Origin of the sequence: Streptomyces sp. NPDC006197, from assembly GCF_040613865.1 — a bacterium.
Taxonomy (GTDB): domain Bacteria; phylum Actinomycetota; class Actinomycetes; order Streptomycetales; family Streptomycetaceae; genus Streptomyces.
In genome coordinates, this window is sequence record NZ_JBEXSZ010000161.1 from 1 (window position 1) to 18,175 (window position 18,175).

At 73.9% G+C, this 18,175-nt stretch carries 15 protein-coding genes; 7 read left to right on the top strand and 8 right to left on the bottom strand.

Going from position 1 to position 18,175, the window contains the following annotated elements:
* Positions 1–906: 906 nt before the first annotated feature.
* Complete coding sequence (locus ABZ318_RS33580; protein ID WP_356906219.1) at positions 907–2,109, top strand: amino acid deaminase/aldolase; 1,203 nt, start codon at positions 907–909, stop codon at positions 2,107–2,109.
* Here ABZ318_RS33580 and ABZ318_RS33585 read toward each other — a convergent pair.
* The 4 genes from ABZ318_RS33585 to ABZ318_RS33600 form a co-directional block, all read right to left on the bottom strand.
* Positions 2,106–3,356 (bottom strand): haloacid dehalogenase-like hydrolase, encoded by a 1,251-nt coding sequence (locus tag ABZ318_RS33585; protein ID WP_356906220.1) that lies wholly within the window; start codon positions 3,354–3,356, stop codon positions 2,106–2,108. The two genes, ABZ318_RS33580 and ABZ318_RS33585, sit on opposite strands and share 4 nt — an antisense overlap.
* Positions 3,357–3,457: 101 nt before the next feature.
* Positions 3,458–4,246: a 3-oxoacyl-ACP reductase gene (locus tag ABZ318_RS33590; RefSeq protein WP_356906221.1), complete on the bottom strand. Its 789-nt coding sequence runs from the start codon at positions 4,244–4,246 to the stop codon at positions 3,458–3,460.
* Between the two features lie 6 nt (positions 4,247–4,252).
* Entirely contained in the window at positions 4,253–5,617 is a 1,365-nt protein-coding gene (locus ABZ318_RS33595) for an aldehyde dehydrogenase family protein (protein ID WP_356906222.1), read from the bottom strand.
* Positions 5,618–5,638: 21 nt separating this feature from the next.
* Positions 5,639–7,003: a glutamine synthetase family protein gene (locus ABZ318_RS33600; protein ID WP_356906223.1), complete on the bottom strand. Its 1,365-nt coding sequence runs from the start codon at positions 7,001–7,003 to the stop codon at positions 5,639–5,641.
* Positions 7,004–7,092: 89 nt separating this feature from the next.
* Between ABZ318_RS33600 and ABZ318_RS33605 the strand changes: the two genes are divergently transcribed.
* From ABZ318_RS33605 to ABZ318_RS33615, 3 genes are all read left to right on the top strand, one after another.
* On the top strand, positions 7,093–7,821 hold the full coding sequence (locus ABZ318_RS33605; RefSeq protein WP_093876986.1) for an FCD domain-containing protein: 729 nt from the start codon (positions 7,093–7,095) through the stop codon (positions 7,819–7,821).
* Between the two features lie 116 nt (positions 7,822–7,937).
* The gene (gene eat, locus ABZ318_RS33610; protein ID WP_356906224.1) at positions 7,938–9,371 is read left to right on the top strand and encodes an ethanolamine permease; all 1,434 of its coding nucleotides are present in this window, start codon (positions 7,938–7,940) and stop codon (positions 9,369–9,371) included.
* A 28-nt stretch (positions 9,372–9,399) separates the two neighbouring features.
* The gene (locus ABZ318_RS33615; RefSeq protein WP_356906225.1) at positions 9,400–10,080 is read left to right on the top strand and encodes a gamma-glutamyl-gamma-aminobutyrate hydrolase family protein; all 681 of its coding nucleotides are present in this window, start codon (positions 9,400–9,402) and stop codon (positions 10,078–10,080) included.
* 53 nt (positions 10,081–10,133) lie between these two features.
* On the opposite strand, the gene ABZ318_RS33620 is transcribed toward ABZ318_RS33615, so the two are convergent.
* A complete protein-coding gene (locus ABZ318_RS33620; RefSeq protein ID WP_356906226.1) occupies positions 10,134–11,570 on the bottom strand; it encodes a cytosine permease in 1,437 nt (478 codons plus the stop codon).
* Positions 11,571–11,639: 69 nt separating this feature from the next.
* Between ABZ318_RS33620 and ABZ318_RS33625 the strand changes: the two genes are divergently transcribed.
* Both ABZ318_RS33625 and ABZ318_RS33630 read left to right on the top strand, forming a co-directional pair.
* Positions 11,640–12,299, top strand: a complete 660-nt coding sequence (locus ABZ318_RS33625) for a TetR family transcriptional regulator (protein WP_356906227.1) — start codon at positions 11,640–11,642, stop codon at positions 12,297–12,299.
* Between the two features lie 302 nt (positions 12,300–12,601).
* Positions 12,602–14,230 carry an amidohydrolase gene (locus ABZ318_RS33630; protein WP_356906228.1) on the top strand — a complete coding sequence of 543 codons (1,629 nt, stop codon included), beginning with the start codon at positions 12,602–12,604 and terminating at the stop codon, positions 14,228–14,230.
* A 374-nt stretch (positions 14,231–14,604) separates the two neighbouring features.
* Here ABZ318_RS33630 and ABZ318_RS33635 read toward each other — a convergent pair whose 3' ends face one another.
* Positions 14,605–15,546, bottom strand: coding sequence for a LysR family transcriptional regulator (locus ABZ318_RS33635; protein WP_356906229.1), 942 nt, complete (start codon positions 15,544–15,546; stop codon positions 14,605–14,607).
* Between the two features lie 70 nt (positions 15,547–15,616).
* Here ABZ318_RS33635 and ABZ318_RS33640 point away from each other — a divergent pair, with 70 nt between their 5' ends.
* A complete protein-coding gene (locus tag ABZ318_RS33640) occupies positions 15,617–16,777 on the top strand; it encodes a TDT family transporter (protein WP_356906230.1) in 1,161 nt (386 codons plus the stop codon).
* Here the strand turns inward: ABZ318_RS33640 and ABZ318_RS33645 are convergent.
* Positions 16,704–17,417: a helical backbone metal receptor gene (locus tag ABZ318_RS33645; RefSeq protein WP_356906231.1), complete on the bottom strand. Its 714-nt coding sequence runs from the start codon at positions 17,415–17,417 to the stop codon at positions 16,704–16,706. The two genes, ABZ318_RS33640 and ABZ318_RS33645, sit on opposite strands and share 74 nt — an antisense overlap.
* A 30-nt stretch (positions 17,418–17,447) precedes the next feature.
* Positions 17,448–17,999, bottom strand: a complete 552-nt coding sequence (locus ABZ318_RS33650; protein WP_356906232.1) for a cupin domain-containing protein — start codon at positions 17,997–17,999, stop codon at positions 17,448–17,450.
* Positions 18,000–18,175 lie beyond the last annotated feature (176 nt).

Below are 18,175 nucleotides of genomic sequence, written 5' to 3' on the forward strand. Positions count from 1 at the left end.
CGAGGTGTACGGGGAGCCGCACGCCGTGATCGCCGGCGTACGGCTCATCACCCCGGCGGTCAGTCTCGGCAGGGGCGGCCGCGGGCCGCGCGGGGCCGGCCGTGGGCCCGGCAGGGGCAGCCGTCGGTCCTGCGGGCTGGGCAGGACCACCGGTCGGCTCGGAAGGGACGGCCGCAGGCAGGGCCCGGCCACCGGCAGGCTCGTCCTGGGCAGCCCCGCGCCATGCGGGGGCGTCCATCGGCCTTACGGGAGCGCCTGTCGGCCCTGCCGGGGCCGCCGTGGGCCGGGGCGGCGCAGTCGTGGTTCCGGCGGGGACGACATCGCGAGGGGCGCCCGCGACCGTGGGCCCGGCAGGGGCGGCCGCGGGCCGCGCGGGGCTGGGTGCCGACGGGGCACCGGGGCCCGACGGCGCCGGGAGAGACGAAGTCGCCGCGTCCGAGGGTGTGGGCGTGGGCGCCCCTGCGCTGCCCTCAAGCAGCCCTGCAGGTCGAGGCGGGACGAGAGCCGGCACGGACGTTGCCGGGGCGGGCGCCGGCCGGTGGACCGGCGCGGGCGACGGTCGGTGGGGCGGCGCGGGCGGCGCGGGCGTCGGCCGGTGGGGCGGGGCGGGCGACGGCACCGGTGTCCCCGGGCGGGGCGGCGTGGCCGCCTGTGGCGGTGGGGCGGAGGGCCGGTCCGTCGCGGGGATCGGGCGGAGGCGGGTCGTGGTCTCGACCGCCGGGAGGTCCGCGGCGTCCGGGGCCTGGAGCAGGGCGTCCGTGATGCGGGAGGTCATGGGGCGGTGCTCACCGGTCATCCCCGTCCCCCCGCTCGTGTCGACAATGCCCGTCACTCTACGGGCTGTTCCCCCGCGCACGGGAACTCAGGGGCTACCCACCCCCCAAACCTGTCTGGCAAGCTCGGGCCATGACTCCCCGTGCCGCCGACCGGGCCCGTTACGACCGGGCCACCGCTCACCTCGACGCGCCCGTGGCGATCGTCGACCTGGAGGCCTTCGACGCCAACGCGGCGGACCTCGTGCGCCGGGCCGGGGGCAAGCCGATCCGGGTGGCGAGCAAGTCGGTCCGGTGCCGGGCGCTGCTGGAGCGGGTGCTGTCGCGCGACGGGTTCGCCGGGATCATGTCGTTCACGCTCGACGAGTCGTTGTGGCTGGCGCGCGCCGGGTTCGAGGATGTGCTGCTCGCGTACCCGTCGGCGGACCGCTCCGGGTTCGGGGAGCTCGCGCGGGATCCGAAGCTCGCCGCCGCCGTGACCGTGATGGTGGACGACGTGGCGCAGCTCGATCTGATCGACGCGACCCGCGCGGGCGGGACGGAGGAGGTGCGGGTCTGTCTGGAGCTGGACACGGCGCTGCACCTGCTCGGGGGGCGGATACGGGTCGGGGCCCGGCGCTCGCCGCTGCGGGAGCCCGCCCAGCTCGCCGAGCTGGCCCGTTCCGTGGTGCGGCGGCCGGGCTTCCGGCTGGTCGGGATCATGGCGTACGAGGGGCATGTCGCCGGCGTCGGGGACGCGGTCGCGGGCCGTCCGCTGCGCTCGCGGGCGATCCGGCTGATGCAGTCCGCCGCCCGCAGGGAGCTGGCGGAGCGCAGGGCGGCCGTGGTGCGGGCCGTCCGGGCGGTGGCGCCGGACCTGGAGTTCGTGAACGGCGGCGGCACCGGCAGCGTGCAGCACACGGCCGCCGAGGACGCGGTGACGGAGATCGCGGCGGGTTCGGGGCTGTTCGTGCCGCGTCTCTTCGACAACTACACGTCCTTCAGCGGGCGTCCGGCCGCGCTCTTCGCGCAGCCGGTGGTCCGCCGCCCGGGTGTGGGCGTGGTGACGGTGCTCGGCGGCGGCTACCCGGCGTCGGGGGCCGCGGGTCCGGACCGGCTGCCCGTCCCGTACCTGCCCGAGGGGCTCCGGTACGACCCGCAGGAGGGTCCCGGCGAGGTGCAGACCCCGCTGCTCGGCTCCCCCGCCGACGACCTGCGGATCGGCGACAAGGTCTGGTTCCGGCACGCGAAGGCCGGGGAGCTGTGCGAGCGGTTCGAGAGCCTGCACCTGGTGGAGGGCGATCGCGTCGCGTCGACCGTGCCCACGTACCGGGGCGAGGGGATGACCTTCCTCTAGAACACCGTGTCCGGCTGGTCCGGGACGATGCTGCCGTCGGGGCGCCGGACCGGCTGCGCGGTGCCGTCGCTCGTCGTGTAGCCGGTGGTCGAGCAGGGGTACGGCGTCGCCTTCTGCTTCTTCGGCTCGATGAACATGGGGTTGACGAGCCAGCGGCCGTCGCCGTTCTCGTACGCCCGGCACATGAGTTCGTTCTTGTTGCGGTTGAGGACCAGGCGCAGCCCGGTGGCGTCCCGCAGGAAGGAGACGTCGGTGTCGGAGTCGCCGGCGGCGAAGACCTGGCGGCGGTCGGCGGGCTGGACGCGCTCGGCGGCGGGGCCGCGGACGCCGAAGACCTCCTGGTTGATCCAGCAGCGCTTGCCGTCGATGTAGGTGATCATCGTGTCCTCGCCGTCCCGGACGGTGCCGCAGCCCTTGAGGTGGGTGGTGAGGCGGCCGTGGTCGGTGGTGTTGCGGATGCCGATGGCGTGGGTGGGGTCGATGCCGACGCCCTTCGCCCAGACGTCGACGACGGGTTCGGGTGAGGCGGAGACGATCCAGACGTCGAAGCCGCCGTCCCGGAGGGCGCGGATCAGGTCGCGCTGCTGGTCGTAGTAGCGGACCCAGCCGGTGACCTGTGCGGTGCCAACCCGCTGGGTGGCGCCTTGCGGGGCGGCGAGGTTCTCGGCGCGGGCGGCGGCCGCGAAGGAGGCGGCCTGGCGGGTGGTCCAGCCGTGCAGGAGCTGGGCGAGCCAGGCGTACTGGGGTTCCGTGCGCCGGTGGTCGTGGCCGGCGAAGGCCGTCCTGCCGGCGGTCGTGGTCCCGTTCGCGTAGACGGAGAGGAGTTCGTCGGCGCAGCGGGTGTCGGTGGCCGTGGGGAGGGTGCGTACGCCGGTGGGGCAGGCCCGGCCGAGGGCGGTCGCGGCCTCGGGGGTGAGGTGGCGGCTGGTGGTGGACCAGTCGCCGTCCTTCGGGGGCCGGATGCGGTCGTTGCGCAGGAGCCAGGAGAAGGTGGCGTCGCCGACGTCGTTCTTGACCACGGTGTTGTCCCAGTCGAAGACCGCGACCGGCTTCCGGCCGTTCCTGTCCTCGCAGTGGTCGGCGACGAGGGCGTCGATGCGCGCCTTGTTGTCGCCGTACCAGCCGTCGGAGATCTTCAGGGCGGGGCATCCGGCGGGCCCGGCCCCGGCGTTCGCCGCGGGGAGGAGGCCGGTGGCGGCGAGGGCGAGGGCGGCCGCCGCGGCGAAGGTGCGGAGCTTGTCGTTCATGAACGCTCTCCTGGGTGTACGCGGACAGCCGGGCGCCTTGCGACGCCCGGCTGTCGGGTGGGGGAACGGGGTGGCGGCGGTGAGGGCCTAGGGGGTGAGGCCTAGAGGGGGGTCACGTACGCGCCCGAGATGCCGCCGTCGACGAGGAAGTCGCTGGCGTTGACGAAGGAGGAGTCGTCGCTCGCGAGGAAGGCGACGGCGGCGGCGATCTCCTCGGCCTCGGCGAAGCGGCCGACGGGGATGTGCACGAGGCGGCGCGCGGCCCGCTCGGGGTCCTTGGCGAAGAGCTCCTGGAGGAGCGGGGTGTTGACCGGGCCGGGGCAGAGGGCGTTGACGCGGATGCCCTCGCGGGCGAACTGGACGCCCAGCTCGCGGGACATGGCGAGGACGCCGCCCTTGGAGGCGGTGTACGAGATCTGGCTGGTGGCGGCGCCCATGATGGCGACGAAGGAGGCGGTGTTGATGATGGAGCCCTTGCCCTGGCGGCGCATGTAGGGCAGGGCGGCCTTGCAGCAGAGGTAGACGGAGGTGAGGTTGACGTCCTGGACGCGCTTCCAGGCCTCCAGGCCGGTCTCCAGGATGGAGTCGTCGTCGGGGGGCGAGATGCCGGCGTTGTTGAAGGCGATGTCGACGGAGCCGTAGGTGTCGAAGGCGACCTTGAAGAGGTTCTCGACCTCTTCCGGGTCGGTGACGTCGACCCGGACGAAGGTGCCGCCGACCTCCTCGGCGGCGGCCTTGCCGGCGGTCTCGTCGATGTCGCCGCAGACGACGTTGGCGCCTTCGGAGGCGAGGCGGCGGGCGGCGGCGAGGCCGATGCCGCTGCCGGCGCCGGTGATGACGGCGGTGCGGCCGACGAGGCGGCGGCAGATGTTCTCTTCGGTGCTGCTCATGGGTGCTCAGGCCTCCGTGCTGATGAAGACGTTCTTGGTTTCGGTGAAGGCGGTCAGGGCGTCGGGGCCGAGTTCGCGGCCGAGGCCGGACTGCTGGTAGCCGCCGAACGGGGTCCAGTAGCGGACGCTGGAGTGGGAGTTGACGGAGAGGTTGCCGGCCCGGACGGCCCGGGAGGCGCGCAGGGCGCGGCCGACGTCCCGGGTCCAGATCGAGCCGGAGAGGCCGTACTCGGTGGCGTTGGCGAGGCGGATCGCGTCGGCCTCGTCCTCGAAGGGGAGGACGACGGCGACGGGTCCGAAGATCTCCTCGACGGCGCAGGGGGCGTTCTCGGCGACGCCGGTGAGGACGGTCGGCGGGAACCAGAAGCCGGGGCCCTCCGGGGCCTTGCCACGGATGCCGTCGAGATCGTCGGTGACGTAGGAGCGGACGCGGTCGAGCTGGGCGCGGGAGATGAGCGGGCCCATCTGGGTGCGCTCGTCGGCGGGGTCGCCGACGACGATCTCCTCGATGGCGGGGGTGAGGAGCTCCAGGAAGCGGTCGTACGCGCTCCGCTGGACGAGGATGCGGGTGCGGGCGCAGCAGTCCTGGCCGCTGTTGTCGAGGAAGGACATCGGAGCCGCCGCCGCCGCGGCCTCCAGGTCCGCGTCGGCGAAGACGATGTTGGGGCTCTTGCCGCCGAGTTCGAGGGTGACCCGCTTCACCTGGTCGGCGCACTTCGCCATGATCGACTTTCCGACCCCGGTGGAGCCGGTGAAGACGATCTTGGCGATGCCGGGGTGTTCGACGAGGGCGTTGCCCGCGACCGGGCCGGTGCCGGGGAGGACCTGGAACAGGCCCTCGGGCAGGCCGGCCTCCAGGGCGAGTTCGGCGAGGCGGAGCGCGGTGAGCGGGGTGGTCTCGGCCGGCTTGAGGAGGACGGCGTTGCCTGCGGCGAGGGCGGGTGCGGTGGCCCAGGCGGCGATCGGCATGGGGAAGTTCCAGGGGGCGATGACGCCGACGACCCCGAGCGGTTCGAGGATCGTGATGTCGAGGCCGCCGGCCACCGGGATCTGGCGGCCGTTGAGGCGCTCCACTCCCCCGGCGGCGAAGTCGAGCAGGTCGCGGACGTTGCCGGCCTCCCAGCGGGCGTTGCCGATGGTGTGGCCCGCCTCGGTGACCTCCAGGCGGGCCAGTTCCTCGATGTGGTCGTCGACGACGGCGGCGAAGCGGCGGAGCAGCCGGGCCCGGTCGGCGGGCGCGGCGGCGGCCCAGCCGCGCTGGGCGGCGGTGGCGCGGGCGACAGCGGCGTCGACGTCGGCGGGGGTGGCGGCGGGGACGGTGGCGACCAGCTCCTCGGTCGCCGGGTTCAGTACCTGAAGTGCCTGGAGCAACGCATTCCTCTCAGTGGCGTGTCAGTGGCGTTCGAAGGAGCGGCGCAGCTCCCAGTCGGTCACCGCGGCGTCGAAGGCGTCGAGTTCGACGCGGGCCATGTTGCGGTAGTGGGCGACGACCTCGGCGCCGAAGGCGGCCTTGGCGATCTCGCTGGTCTCCCAGAGTTCGGCGGCCTCGCGCAGGGTGGTGGGGACGTGCGCGTATTCGGCGGTGTACGCGTTCCCGGTGCAGGGCGGGGGCAGTTCGAGGCGCTGCTCGATGCCGTACAGGCCGGCGGCGACCAGGCCGGCGACGGCGAGGTAGGGATTGACGTCGCCACCGGGGAGGCGGTTCTCGAAGCGGGTGGAGCGGCCGTGGCCGACGACCCGGAGCGAGCAGGTGCGGTTGTCGTGGCCCCAGGCGACGGCGGTGGGCGCGAAGGAACCGGGCTGGAACCGCTTGTAGGAGTTGATGTTGGGGGCGTAGAGGAGGGAGAAGTCGCGGAGGGCGGCGAGCTGTCCGGCGAGGAAGTGCCGCATGGTCTCGGACATGTGGTGTTCGTCGTCCCCGGCCATCACGTTCTCTCCGTCGGCGTTCTGGAGGGAGAGGTGGATGTGGCAGGAGTTGCCCTCGCGTTCGTTGTACTTCGCCATGAAGGTGAGCGAGAAGCCCTCCTGGGCGGCGATCTCCTTGGCGCCCGTCTTGTAGACGGCGTGCTGGTCGCAGGTGACGAGGGCCTCGTCGTACTTGAAGGCGATCTCGTGCTGGCCGGGGTTGCACTCGCCCTTGGCGGACTCGACGGTGAGTCCGGCGCCGGCCATCTCGTTGCGGATGCGGCGCAGGAGCGGTTCGATGCGTCCGGTGCCGAGGACGGAGTAGTCGATGTTGTACTGGTTGGCGGGGGTGAGACCGCGGTAGTTCGCGTCCCAGGCCTGCTCGTAGCTGTCCTTGAAGACGATGAACTCGAGCTCGGTGCCGACGTGGGCGGTGAGGCCGAGCTCCGCGAGGCGCTCCAGCTGGCGGCGGAGGATCTGGCGGGGCGCGGCGACGACGGGGGTGCCGTCGGCCCAGGCGAGGTCGGCCGTCACCATGGCGGTGGCGTCGTTCCAGGGGAGGCGGCGGAGGGTGGTGAGGTCGGGGTGCATGGCGAAGTCGCCGTAGCCGCGGTCCCAAGAGGACATCTCGTAGCCGTCGACGGTGTTCATCTCGGTGTCGACGGCGAGGAGGTAGTTGCAGCCCTCGGTGCCGTGGCCGAGGACCTCGTCCAGGAAGAACGGTGCGGCGAACCGCTTGCCCTGGAGTCTTCCCTGCATGTCGGGGAAGGCCAGGACGACGGTGTCGATCTCGCCGCTCACGACGAGGGCGCGCAGCTCCTCGACGGTGAGCGGGGGTGTGCGGTCTGCCACGGGATTGCTCCTCCTTCGGCCTGCCGGGAGCCATAAGGTATTGCGGAAGACCATTGCTTGGGAAGTGCTGGAGGAAGGGAAACGAGAACGTGGCCAGTACGAGTGAATCGGCGGACCGGCTGACGCCCGTGCTGCGGCCGGTGCGGGCGGGCAACGGATTCGAGGAGGCCCTGGAGCAGATCCTCCAGGTGGTGCGGCTCGGCCTGGTGCCCGGCGGGGAGCGGCTGCCCGCCGAGCGGGAGCTCGCCGACCGGATGGGGATCAGCCGGGTCACCCTGCGCGAGGTCCTGAAGGTCCTCCAGGAGCAGGGGCTCGTGGAGAGCCGGCGCGGCCGGTACGGCGGGACGTTCGTGCTGCCCCGGGTCCAGACGGCCGACGAGGACGAGCTGCGCCGCCGGATCGCCACGGTCGACATGGAGGACACCCTGCGCTTCCGTGAGGTCCTGGAGGTGGGGGCCGCCGGGCTGTGCGCGGCCCACGGCCTCGACGCGGCGGGCGCCGAGCGGCTGCGGACGGCCCTCGCGGCGACCCATGACGCCCCGCTGGCCGATTACCGCCGCCAGGACACCCTGCTCCACCTCACGCTCGCGGAGCTCTCCGGCTCGCCGACGCTGACGGCCCAGTACGCCGCCGTACGGGCGACGGTGAACGACCTCCTGGACTGCATCCCCCTGCTCGTACGCAATCTGGAGCACTCCCAGCACCAGCACACCGCCCTGGTGGAGGCCGTGCTCGACGGGGACGCGGACGCGGCGCGCGAGGTGATGCGGGAGCACTGCTCGGGCACGGCGGCGCTGCTGCGGGGCTTCCTGACGTGAGCGCGGCCCTCGTCCCCGTAACCCGAAAGTAACGCAGGGGGGTTGCGCATCCCGCACGGGCGCCGCAAAGGTATGGCACCAATCCATTGGGCCCGTTGCGGGGAGCTGACGCTGCCATGACGCTGGAAGACACCACGCAGTCGAAGGACGACTACCTCGAACGCCGGACCCTGCGCCGCGGCAGCGCCGGCTGGCTGCTGCTGACCGGCCTCGGCGTGGCGTACGTCGTGTCCGGGGACTTCTCCGGCTGGAACATCGGCCTGTCGAAGGGCGGCTTCGGCGGGCTCGCCGTCGCCACCGTCCTGATGGGCGCGATGTACGCCTGTCTGGTCTTCGCGCTCGCCGAGCTCTCCGCCATCCTGCCCACCGCGGGCGGCGGCTACGGCTTCGCCCGCCGGGCGCTCGGCACCTGGGGCGGCTTCCTCACCGGCACCGCGATCCTCATCGAGTACATCCTCGCCCCCGCCGCGATCTCCATCTTCATCGGCGACTACGTCGAGTCCCTCGGCCTCTTCGGCCTGGAGTCCGGCTGGCCGGTCTACCTGGTCTGCTTCGCGCTCTTCATCGGCATCCACCTGTGGGGCGTGGGCGAGGCGCTGCGCTTCAGCCTGATCGTGACGGCGATCGCGGTCGCGGCCCTGGTCGTCTTCGCGCTCGGCGCGCTCACCGACTTCCACGTGGACGGCCTGAACGACATCCCGGTCGACGGCGCGGCCTTCGGTTCGAACTCCTGGCTGCCCTTCGGACTGCTCGGGATCTGGGCCGCGTTCCCCTTCGGCATGTGGTTCTTCCTCGGCGTCGAGGGCGTGCCGCTCGCCGCCGAGGAGGCAAAGGACCCGGTGCGGTCGATGCCGAGGGCGCTCGCGATCTCGATGGGGATCCTGGTGCTGCTCGCCGTCATGACCTTCTTCGCCGCCACCGGGGCGCGCGGCGCGGCCGCCGTCCAGGAGGCCGGCAACCCGCTGGTCGTGGCGCTCCAGGGCGACGGGGAGCCGACGGCGCTCAGCCGCTTCGTGAACTACGCGGGCCTCGCGGGCCTGGTCGCCTCCTTCTTCTCCCTCATCTACGCCGGTTCGCGCCAGCTGTTCGCCCTCTCCCGAGCGGGCTACCTGCCCCGGTTCCTCTCCCTGACCAGCCGCCGCAAGTCGCCCTACCTGGGCCTGCTCATCCCGGGCGCCATCGGCTTCGCGCTCGCCGCCGGGACCGGTAACGGGGCGCGGATGCTGAACATCGCGGTCTTCGGCGCCACCATCTCGTACGCCCTGATGGCGCTCTCCCACATCGTGCTGCGCCGCCGCGAGCCGGGGCTGCACCGGCCGTACCGCACGCCCGGCGGGATCGTGACCTCGTCGGTGGCCTTCGTCCTGGCCCTGTCGGCGCTGGTCGCGACCTTCCTGGTGGACCGGACGGCGGCCTTCATGGCGCTCGGTGTGTACGTGATCGCCCTCGGCTACTTCGCGTTCTACAGTCGGCACCGTCTGGTGGCCAGGGCGCCCGAGGAGGAGTTCGCGGCGCTCGCCGCGGCCGAGGCCGAACTCGAACGCGACTGATGCCCCTTCCCTTCCTGGAGGAAGTTCCGTGACCAAGCCGCTCATCGGCGTGACCACCTATCTGGACCAGGCGCGCTGGGGCGTGTGGGACATGACCGCCGCGCTGCTCCCGGCGCAGTACCCGCGTCTCGTACGGGAGAGCGGCGGGCTCGCGGTCATGCTGCCGCCGGGCGGGCCCGAGGACGCGGCGGCGGTCGTGGCCCGGCTCGACGGCCTCGTCGTCGCGGGCGGGGCGGACGTCGAGCCCGTGCGGTACGGGGCCGAGCCCGACCCCCGCACCGGCCCGCCGGCCCGCGCCCGGGACGGCTGGGAGCTGGCCCTCGTCGACGCGGCCCTGGCCTCCGGCACCCCGCTGCTCGGCATCTGCCGGGGCATGCAGCTCCTGAACGTGGCGCTCGGCGGCACGCTGATCCAGCACCTGGACGGGCACGTGGAGGCGGTCGGCGTGATCGGCCGGCACGCGGTGAAGCCGGTGCCGGGCACGCGGTACGCCTCGCTGGTGCCCGAACTCGCCGAGGTCCCGACCTACCACCACCAGGCCGTCGACCGCCTCGGCGCGGGGCTCACGGCCTCGGCGCACGCGGAGGACGGCACGGTGGAGGCCGTGGAACTGGCCGCACCGGCCTGGGCGCTCGGGGTGCAGTGGCACCCGGAGATGGGCGAGGACCTGCGCGTGATGCGCGGCCTGGTGGAGGCGGCGGGCCGGTAGTCCCGCCGGAAGGGGTACGGGGCGGCCGGGGTGGGCTCCGGCCGCCCCGCGGCTCAGTGGGCGGTGGTCGCCGCGACCGCGCGGCGCCCCAGCACCACGTACAGCACGGTGGAGACCACCATGCCGACCGGCAGGGAGAGGTCCATGCCGCCGAGGGCGGCGGCGACCGGGCCGGTGTAGAGGGTGTTCACGCAGAGGGCGGCGGCGGCCACGCCCGCCAGCAGGGAGACGGCCCCCGCCAGGTTGACTCCGCCGGTGAACCAGAAGGGGCTCTCGGGGGTCTCGTCCGAGAGCGCGACGCCGTCGTACCGGTTGCGGCGCAGCACGACGTCCGTCGCGTACACGGCCATGAGCGGGCCGATCAGGACGGTGATCACCTGGAGGGCGTTGCTGACGGTGTCGAGGAAGTTGGAGACGAGCAGCCCGTAGAGGGTGAGGCTCACCGCGACGACGCCGTCGAAGAGGACGCTGACGGTGCGCCGGATGCGCAGGCCGACGGCCTGGAGGGCGAGGCCCGCGCTGTAGGCGGTCAGGGCGTTGACGGAAATCGTGCCCAGGACCAGGGACAGCAGGAAGACCGGCGTGAACCAGCCGGGCAGGATCTCCTGGAGCGCGTTCTGGGGATCCGTCATGTCGACGGCCGTCGCGGCGAACGCACCGAGCGCGCAGACGACGACGCTCGGGACGAAGGAGCCGAGCGCGGTCCAGCCGGCGACGGCCTTCGGCGAGGCCGTGCGGGGCAGGTAGCGGGAGAAGTCGGCGCTCGTGGTGTACGAGAGCGGGCCCGAGGCGACCATCGCCGTGCCCGCCACGAGCACCGCCCACAGGTCCGCTCCGGTCAGCGACTCGGCGGGGACGTACGAGAAGTCGGCGTGCTTGAAGACCGCCAGCGCGACGACGGTGAAGGAGCCGGCCAGGGCCAGCGTGATCGGCAGGTACAGCTTGATGATCAGACCGTGCCCGTACACGCTGATGCCGAGGGTGAGCGCGGCGATGACGACGATGACGGCGACCTTCACCGGGGTGCTCGCCGTGATGCCCGCCTTCTCGACCAGGGCGAAGGCGGCGGTCGCGGCGGCGGCCAGGTTGAGGGCGAAGTAGCAGACGGAGACGAGCCAGCCGCCGACCGCGTTGTTCACGCGGTTGCCGATGACGCCGTAGAGGGCGCGGGTGATGACCTCGCTGGGCGCGCCCGCGGCGGGGCCGGGGGCGGCGACCAGGCCGGTGAGCACGCTGAAGAGGTTGCCGACGACGATCACGGCGAGCGACTGCCAGAGGGTCAGCCCCATCAGGACCAGGGCGCCGCCGACGACGAGGCTGAGGTAGTTGACGCTGGCGGCGGCCCAGACGGCGAACAGCTCGCGCGGGTCGCCGTGGCGCTCCGCGTCGGAGATGTGATCGATGCCGTGGGCCTCGATGCGGCCGGGCCGGTCGGCCGGCGGGGTGACCTCGGCGCGGGCGGCGCCGGGGTCGGGGATCGTGGAAGCCATGCGGCCCTCCGGATGCGTGTGATGCCCACCTGGTTGCTTATTGGTCGCACACTCAATAGCATCGCCGGTATGCCGTCAAGCGTCCAGCGCAAGAGAATTCGGAAAACTCCCGAGGCCCGTAGGGCGGAGATCGTGGAGACCGCGGCCCGCGTCGCCCTGACCGAGGGCCTGGAGTGCGTCACGCTCCGGCGCATCGCCGACGAGCTCGCCGTGCGCCCCGGTCTGATCAGCCACTACTTCCCCTCGGCGGAGGATCTGGTGGCCGAGGCCTTCAGCGTCGCCTCCACCGGCGAGCTCGACGCCCTGCTGCCCGCCGACCGCCCCGACGGGACCCCCACGCAGTACCTCGCGCGCTACTTCGCCCTCTCGGCCGGAGAGGCGTACGACGACATCAGCCGGCTGTGGATCAACGCCCGGCACCTCAGCCGCTACCGGCCCGTGCTCCGCGACCGGGTCGCCGAGCAGGAGCTCGCCTCCGACGACCGCCTCGAAGGACTCATCCGCGAGGGCGTCGAGCGCGGCGAGTTCCGCACGGACGACCCGCGCGCGGCGGCCATCCAGATCCTGGTGGTCCTCGACGGCCTCGGCGCCCACGCCAACACCGACCGCGGCAACCGCCCGGAGGCGGTGACACGGATGGCGGTGACGACGGCGGAACGGGAACTCGGCCTGCCGTACGGCGCCTTGACCGACGTACGACTACCGGGGGAACCGACCGAGCCCCGCTGACGAGCGGAGACCACCGCGCCGTGTCGGACGCCGGACGTCGGGCGCCGGGCGTCGGACGCCGCTCGACCGCGGGTCCCGTGGGTCCCGTGGGTCCCGCCGACGAGCGGTGCCGACGACCGACGCCGAGCCGTCCCTGTTGGCAAGCGGTGCCCGTGGCCGACACCGGGCCACCCCCGTCGGCGAACGGTGCCCGCGGCCGACGCCGGGCCGCTCGCCGACGGCCGTCACCCCGCCCACTGCCTCACGCCCCACCCTCCGACCCCGCCACCCCCACCACCTTTCGCACTCTTCCTGGAGCCACCGTGCGCACCCGACTCGTCCTGCACTCCGCCCGTCTGCTCGACCCCGGCACGGGGGCGTTCCTGACGGAGACCGCGCTCGCCGTCTCCGACGACGGCCGGATCTCCGCCCTGGGCGACGACCGCGAGATCCGGGCGCTGGCCGCTCCGGCGACGACCGTCGTCGACCTCAAGGGGGCCGTCGTCACCCCCGGCTTCGTCGACGGCCACCTGCACCCCGTCTCCGGCGCCGAACTCACCCACGGCCTCGACCTGTCGTACTGCGCCGACCTCGACGACGTACGGGAGGCGCTGGCGCGCGAGGTGCGGTCCCTCGACCGCGGCCAGTGGCTCTTCGGCTGGGGTCTGGACCCGAACGTCTTCGGCGACCGGCCCGTCGGCACCGCCCCCTTCGACACGGTGCTCGACGGAGTGCCGGCCTTCCTGCTGCTCTTCGACGCGCACTCGGCCCTGGCCAGCCGCCGGGCCCTCGAACTCGCCGGAGTCGACGGCCCCCGCGCCTTCGACCAGGCCTCCGCCGAGGTCGTCTGCGACGCCGACGGACGCCCGACCGGGCTGCTCCAGGAGGACGCCGCCTGCGAGCTGGTCGAGCGGGTCGCCCCCCGGCCGACGCGCGAGGAGAGCCGGCAGCGGCTCGCGGCGACGCTGCGGTCCATGGCGGCGGCGGGCCTCACCGGCGGCCACGCCATGGACGCCAACGGCGACAGCCTCGCCCTGTACGGGGAGCTCGACGCGGCCGGCGAGCTGCCGCTGCGGCTCCGGGTCGCGCCCTGGTGCCAGCCGGGCACCGACGCCGACGGCGTGCGCGCGCTGATCGAGCAGCAGGGCACGGGCGGGGAGCTGTGGCGGGTCGCCGGCGTGAAGCTTTTCATGGACGGGACGATCGACAACGGCACGGCGTGGCTGGAGCGGCCGGACTGCCACGGCGAGTCCACGCACGCGTTCTGGCCGGACCCCGAGGCGTACACCCGGATCATCGGGGAGCTGCACCGGGCGGGCGTGGCCACCGCGACGCACGCCATCGGCGACGCGGCCGTACGGCACGTCCTGGACTCCGTCGAGAAGGCGCGGACGGCCGGGGGCGGCGGGGTACGGCACCGGGTCGAGCACATCGAGACGGTGCCGGACGACACGCTGCGCCGCTTCGCCGAGCTGGGCGTCCTGGCGTCGATGCAGCCCACGCACTGCTGCGACTTCACCCGCGCCGACCACACCGACAACTGGTCGCGGCGCCTCGGCGAGGAGCGCGCCGCGCGCGCGTGGCGCTGCCGCGACCTGTCGGACTCGGGTGCGACCGTGGTCCTCGGCTCGGACTGGCCGATCGCGCCGTTCCCGCCGCTGGGCGTGATGGCCGGGGCCCGGCACCGGCGCCCGAGCCGTGACCTCGGGCAGGCGCCGCACGGGCCGGAGCAGGCGCTCACGCCGCTGGAGGCGCTGCGGGGCATGACGACGGCGCCGGCGTACGCGGCGGGCGAGGAGCACGAGGCGGGTCGTCTGGCCGTCGGCCACCGCGCCGATCTGACGGTCCTGGCGGCGGACCCGCTGACGACCCCGGCGACGGAACTCCCGGACGTCCCGGTCCGCCTGACGGCGGTGGGGGGTCGGGTGACGTTCCGGGCGACGGACCTCTGACGGGCCCGGCAGCTGTGCCGCGCCTCGGTCTGCGGGGCGCCGCACCCCGCCGCCGGTTTACGCGGGCGCCCACCCGCGCCCCGGTTTGTGGGCGCCGCGCCCCACCCGCGCCCCGGTTTGTGGGCGCCGCGCCCCACCCGCGCCCCGGTTTGTGGGCAGGCGTTCCGCAGGGCGGAACGGGTGGGCACAAACCGACCACCGGCCCGCAGACGGGTACGGCCCTCCGGGGCACCGGCAAGGCCCTAAAGCCTCCGGCGCCGGCAGGGGCGCCGTCCCGTGTGCCCACCCGTCCCGCCCTGCGGGACAATTGCCCACACGGCGGGTGGGCACCGCCCGGCGGGGCGCGGCCCACAACGCAGGGCACCGCCCCCGCGTCACCCCCGCGTCAGCGACAGCAGGTCCCGCGCCGGGCCCGTCGGGCGGTGGCCCGTCGGCCACACCGCCCGCAGGTCGCGGCGGAGCAGCACCCCTTCCACCGGGATGGCGACGAGGCGGCGCGACGCCAGCTCCTCGGTGATCGCGAGCTCGCTCAGGACCGCGGGCCCCGCCCCGCTCACCACCGCGGCCTTGACCGCCGTCGTGGAGGCGAGTTCGAGGAGCGGCTGCGCGAGCCCGCCGTGCGCGGAGAGCGCCGCGTCGAGGACCTGCCGGGTGCCGGAGCCGCGTTCCCGCAGGATCAGCGGGGTCGCGGCGAGCTCGGCCGGGTCGAGCGGGCTCCGGCGCCGGGCCCATGGATGGGAGGGCGCGGCGACGAGCGCGAGCCGGTCGTGCGAGACGACGACGCCGTCGAGGCCGTCCGGCACGGCGAGCCCCTCGACGAAGCCGACGTCGGCCTCGCCCGCGAGGAGGCGCTCCGCGACGGCCGCCGAGTTCCCGGCCTGGAGCGACACGGCGGTGTCGGGGCGCTCGGCGCGCAGCGCGATCAGCCAGCCCGGCAGCAGGTATTCGGCGATCGTCATGGACGCGGCCACCCGCAGCCGCGAGTCCCGCCGGCCGCGCAGCGCCTGCGCGCCCGCGTCGAAGGCCTCGGCGGCCTCCACGATGCGCCGCGCCCAGTCGGTGACGAGGGCGCCGGCGTCGGTGAGCCGGGAGCCACGCGGGGAGCGGTCGAGCAGGGCCACGCCGAGCTGCCGTTCCATCGAGCGGACGCGGCTGCTGGCGGCGGGCTGGGTGATCCCGACCTCGCGGGCGGCCGCGCCGAGGCTCCCGTGCCGGGCGACGGCGAGGAGGAGTTCGAGCGCGCCGAGGTCCGGGACCCGGTGGGAGAGGCCCCGGTGGGGGGAGGGGGTCGGCGTCTGGCCCGGCTCGCTGCTCATAAGGTCAGCTTATGGCCTCATAGTCGCAACGTCCCTGGTGGGGGCCGTTCCGGCGCGAAACGATCGGAACATGGCAAGCCACGCACCTTCCCTCCCCGCCCTCCGCGCCACCACCCCCGGCGCCCGGGCGACCCGTTCCGTCCGTCACCTCGGACCCAACTGGTACGCCTCCGTGATGGGCACGGCCGTCGTCGCCAACGCGGGCGCCGCCCTCCCCCTGGACGTCCCCGGTCTCCGTACGGCCTGCGCGGCGGTCTGGGTCCTGTCGCTCGCCATGCTGCTCGCCCTGCTCACCGCCCGCGCCGCGCACTGGACCCGCCACCGGGACCGGGCCCGCGCCCATCTGATGGACCCGGCGATGGCGCCGTTCTACGGCTGTCTGTCGATGGCGCTGCTCGCGGTCGGCGGCGGGGCGGTGATCGTGGGCCGGGACTGGGTCGGGCTTCCGGCGGCCGTCGCCCTCGACGCCGTCCTGTTCGCCGCCGGCACGGCGATCGGCCTGGTGGCCGCGGTGGGCGTCCCGTACCTCATGGTGGTGCACCACCGGATCGAGGGCGCGTCGCCGGTGTGGCTGCTGCCGGTGGTCGCCCCCATGGTGTCCGCCGCGCTCGGCCCGCTGCTCGTGCCCCATCTGCCCGCCGGGCAGGCGCAACAGACCCTGCTGGTCGGCTGCTACGCGCTGTTCGGCGTCAGTCTGCTCGCCACTCTGGTCATGCTGCCGCTGCTCTTCGGACGGCTCGTCACCGGCGGCCCGCTGCCGCTCGCGCTCACCCCGACCCTCTTCCTGGTCCTCGGGCCGCTGGGCCAGTCGACGACCGCCGCGAACAAGTTCGCCGACACGGCCGCGGGCGTGCTGCCCGCCCCGTACGCCCACGGCTTCGCCGCCTTCGCCGTCCTCTACGGGGTCCCCGTGATGGGCTTCGCGCTGCTGTGGCTGGCGCTCGCCGGGGCGATGGTGCTGCGGGCGCGGCGGCGGGGCATGGGCTTCGCGATGACCTTCTGGGCGTTCACCTTCCCGGTCGGGACCTGTGTGACCGGTGCCGAGGGCCTGGCCGGGCACACCGGTCTGGCGGCGTTCCGGTGGCTGGCGATCGTCCTGTACGCGTTCCTCGTGGCGGCCTGGCTGGTGGCCGGTTTCCACACCGTGCGCGGGCTGTTCAGCGGTGCGCTGCTCGAAGGGCCCGGGCCAGCGCCCGCGGGGCCTCGGCCAGTGACGGCCCGTACCAGGTGAGCATGCGCCCGTCGACGAGGGCGGCGGCGGTCCCGGGGAAGGCCTCGGGGCCGTCGTCGCGCGTAAAGCGGTAGGGCTCGTCGGGCAGGACGACGAGGTCGGGGGCGCAGGCGCGCAGTTCGTCGAGCGGGACGCGCGGATAGCGCTCGGGGTGGTCGGCGTACAGGTTCCGGACGCCGAGGCGGGCGAGCAGGTCGCCCGCGAAGGTGTCACGGCCGACGACCATCCAGGGCCGACGCCAGATCGGCACGACGGCGGTGGCCGGTTCGAGGCGTGCGACGGTCTCCCAGGCGGCCTCCGCCTCGTCGAGCCAGCGCGGCCGGGGCGCGCCGCAGGCGGCGAGGACCCGTTCCAGTTCCCGCAGCGCCTGGTCGAGGGTGCGGATCTCGGTGACCAGGACGTCGAGTCCGGCGGCCCGCAGGGCGGCGAGGTCGGGGGCGCGGTTCTCCTCCTCGTTGGCGATGACGAGGTCGGGCCGGAGTGCGGTGATCGCCGCGACGTCGGGGTTCTTCGTGCCGCCGATGCGGACGGCGTCGAGTCCCTCGGGGTGGCTGCACCAGTCGGTCGCGCCGACGAGGACGCCGGGGGCGGTGACGGCGACGGCCTCGGTGAGGGACGGCACCAGGGAGACGACTCTCATCAGGACGTGATCCTCACTGGGACGTGGCCCTCATTCCACCTCGGCCTCGACGTGGTCGCCGACGGCGACGACGAGGAGGCGGGTGCCGGGCTCGGTGGCGCGCCAGCGGTGCCGTACGCCGCCGGAGAGGTAGAGCGTGTCGCCGCGGCCGAGCCGGTGGGCGCGGCCCTCGGCCTCGACCTCGGCGGCGCCGTCGGCCACGTAGAGGAGTTCGTCGTTCCGGTGCTGGAACTCGCGGCCCGCGTCCTGCTCGCCGGTGAACTCCAGGGCGTGCAGCTGGTGGCGGCCGCGGACCAGCGCCCGGACGCCCGGGGGCAGGCCGGGCGAGCGCTCCCCGGCCCGTACGACGTCGATGGTGCGGGAGGCCTCGGCGGCGGCGAGGAGTTCGCCGGCCGTGGTCTCCAGGGCCTCGGCGACGAGTTCGAGGGAGCGGCGGCTGGGGCGGGCGCGATCGTTCTCGACCTGGCTGAGGAAGGGGACGGACAGGCCGCTGCGGGAGGCGACGACGGCCAGGGTCAGCTGAAGCGCTCTGCGGCGCCGCTTGACGGCCGCGCCCACGCGGGGTGCTTCCTTCTCGTCCATGTCGGCTCCCTCCCTCTGCTCGTACCGGTCGGTTACCTGAACCTTACGCAGCTTTGGGGCGGGGTTTCGCGTCGTGCCGAAAAGGGGTGGTCGCCGAACACGTTCAGTACAAGGCGCCCGGCGGCAAGCTCGTCGTCGTCGATCTGGACGTCGAGGACGGCGCACTCCGCAACGTG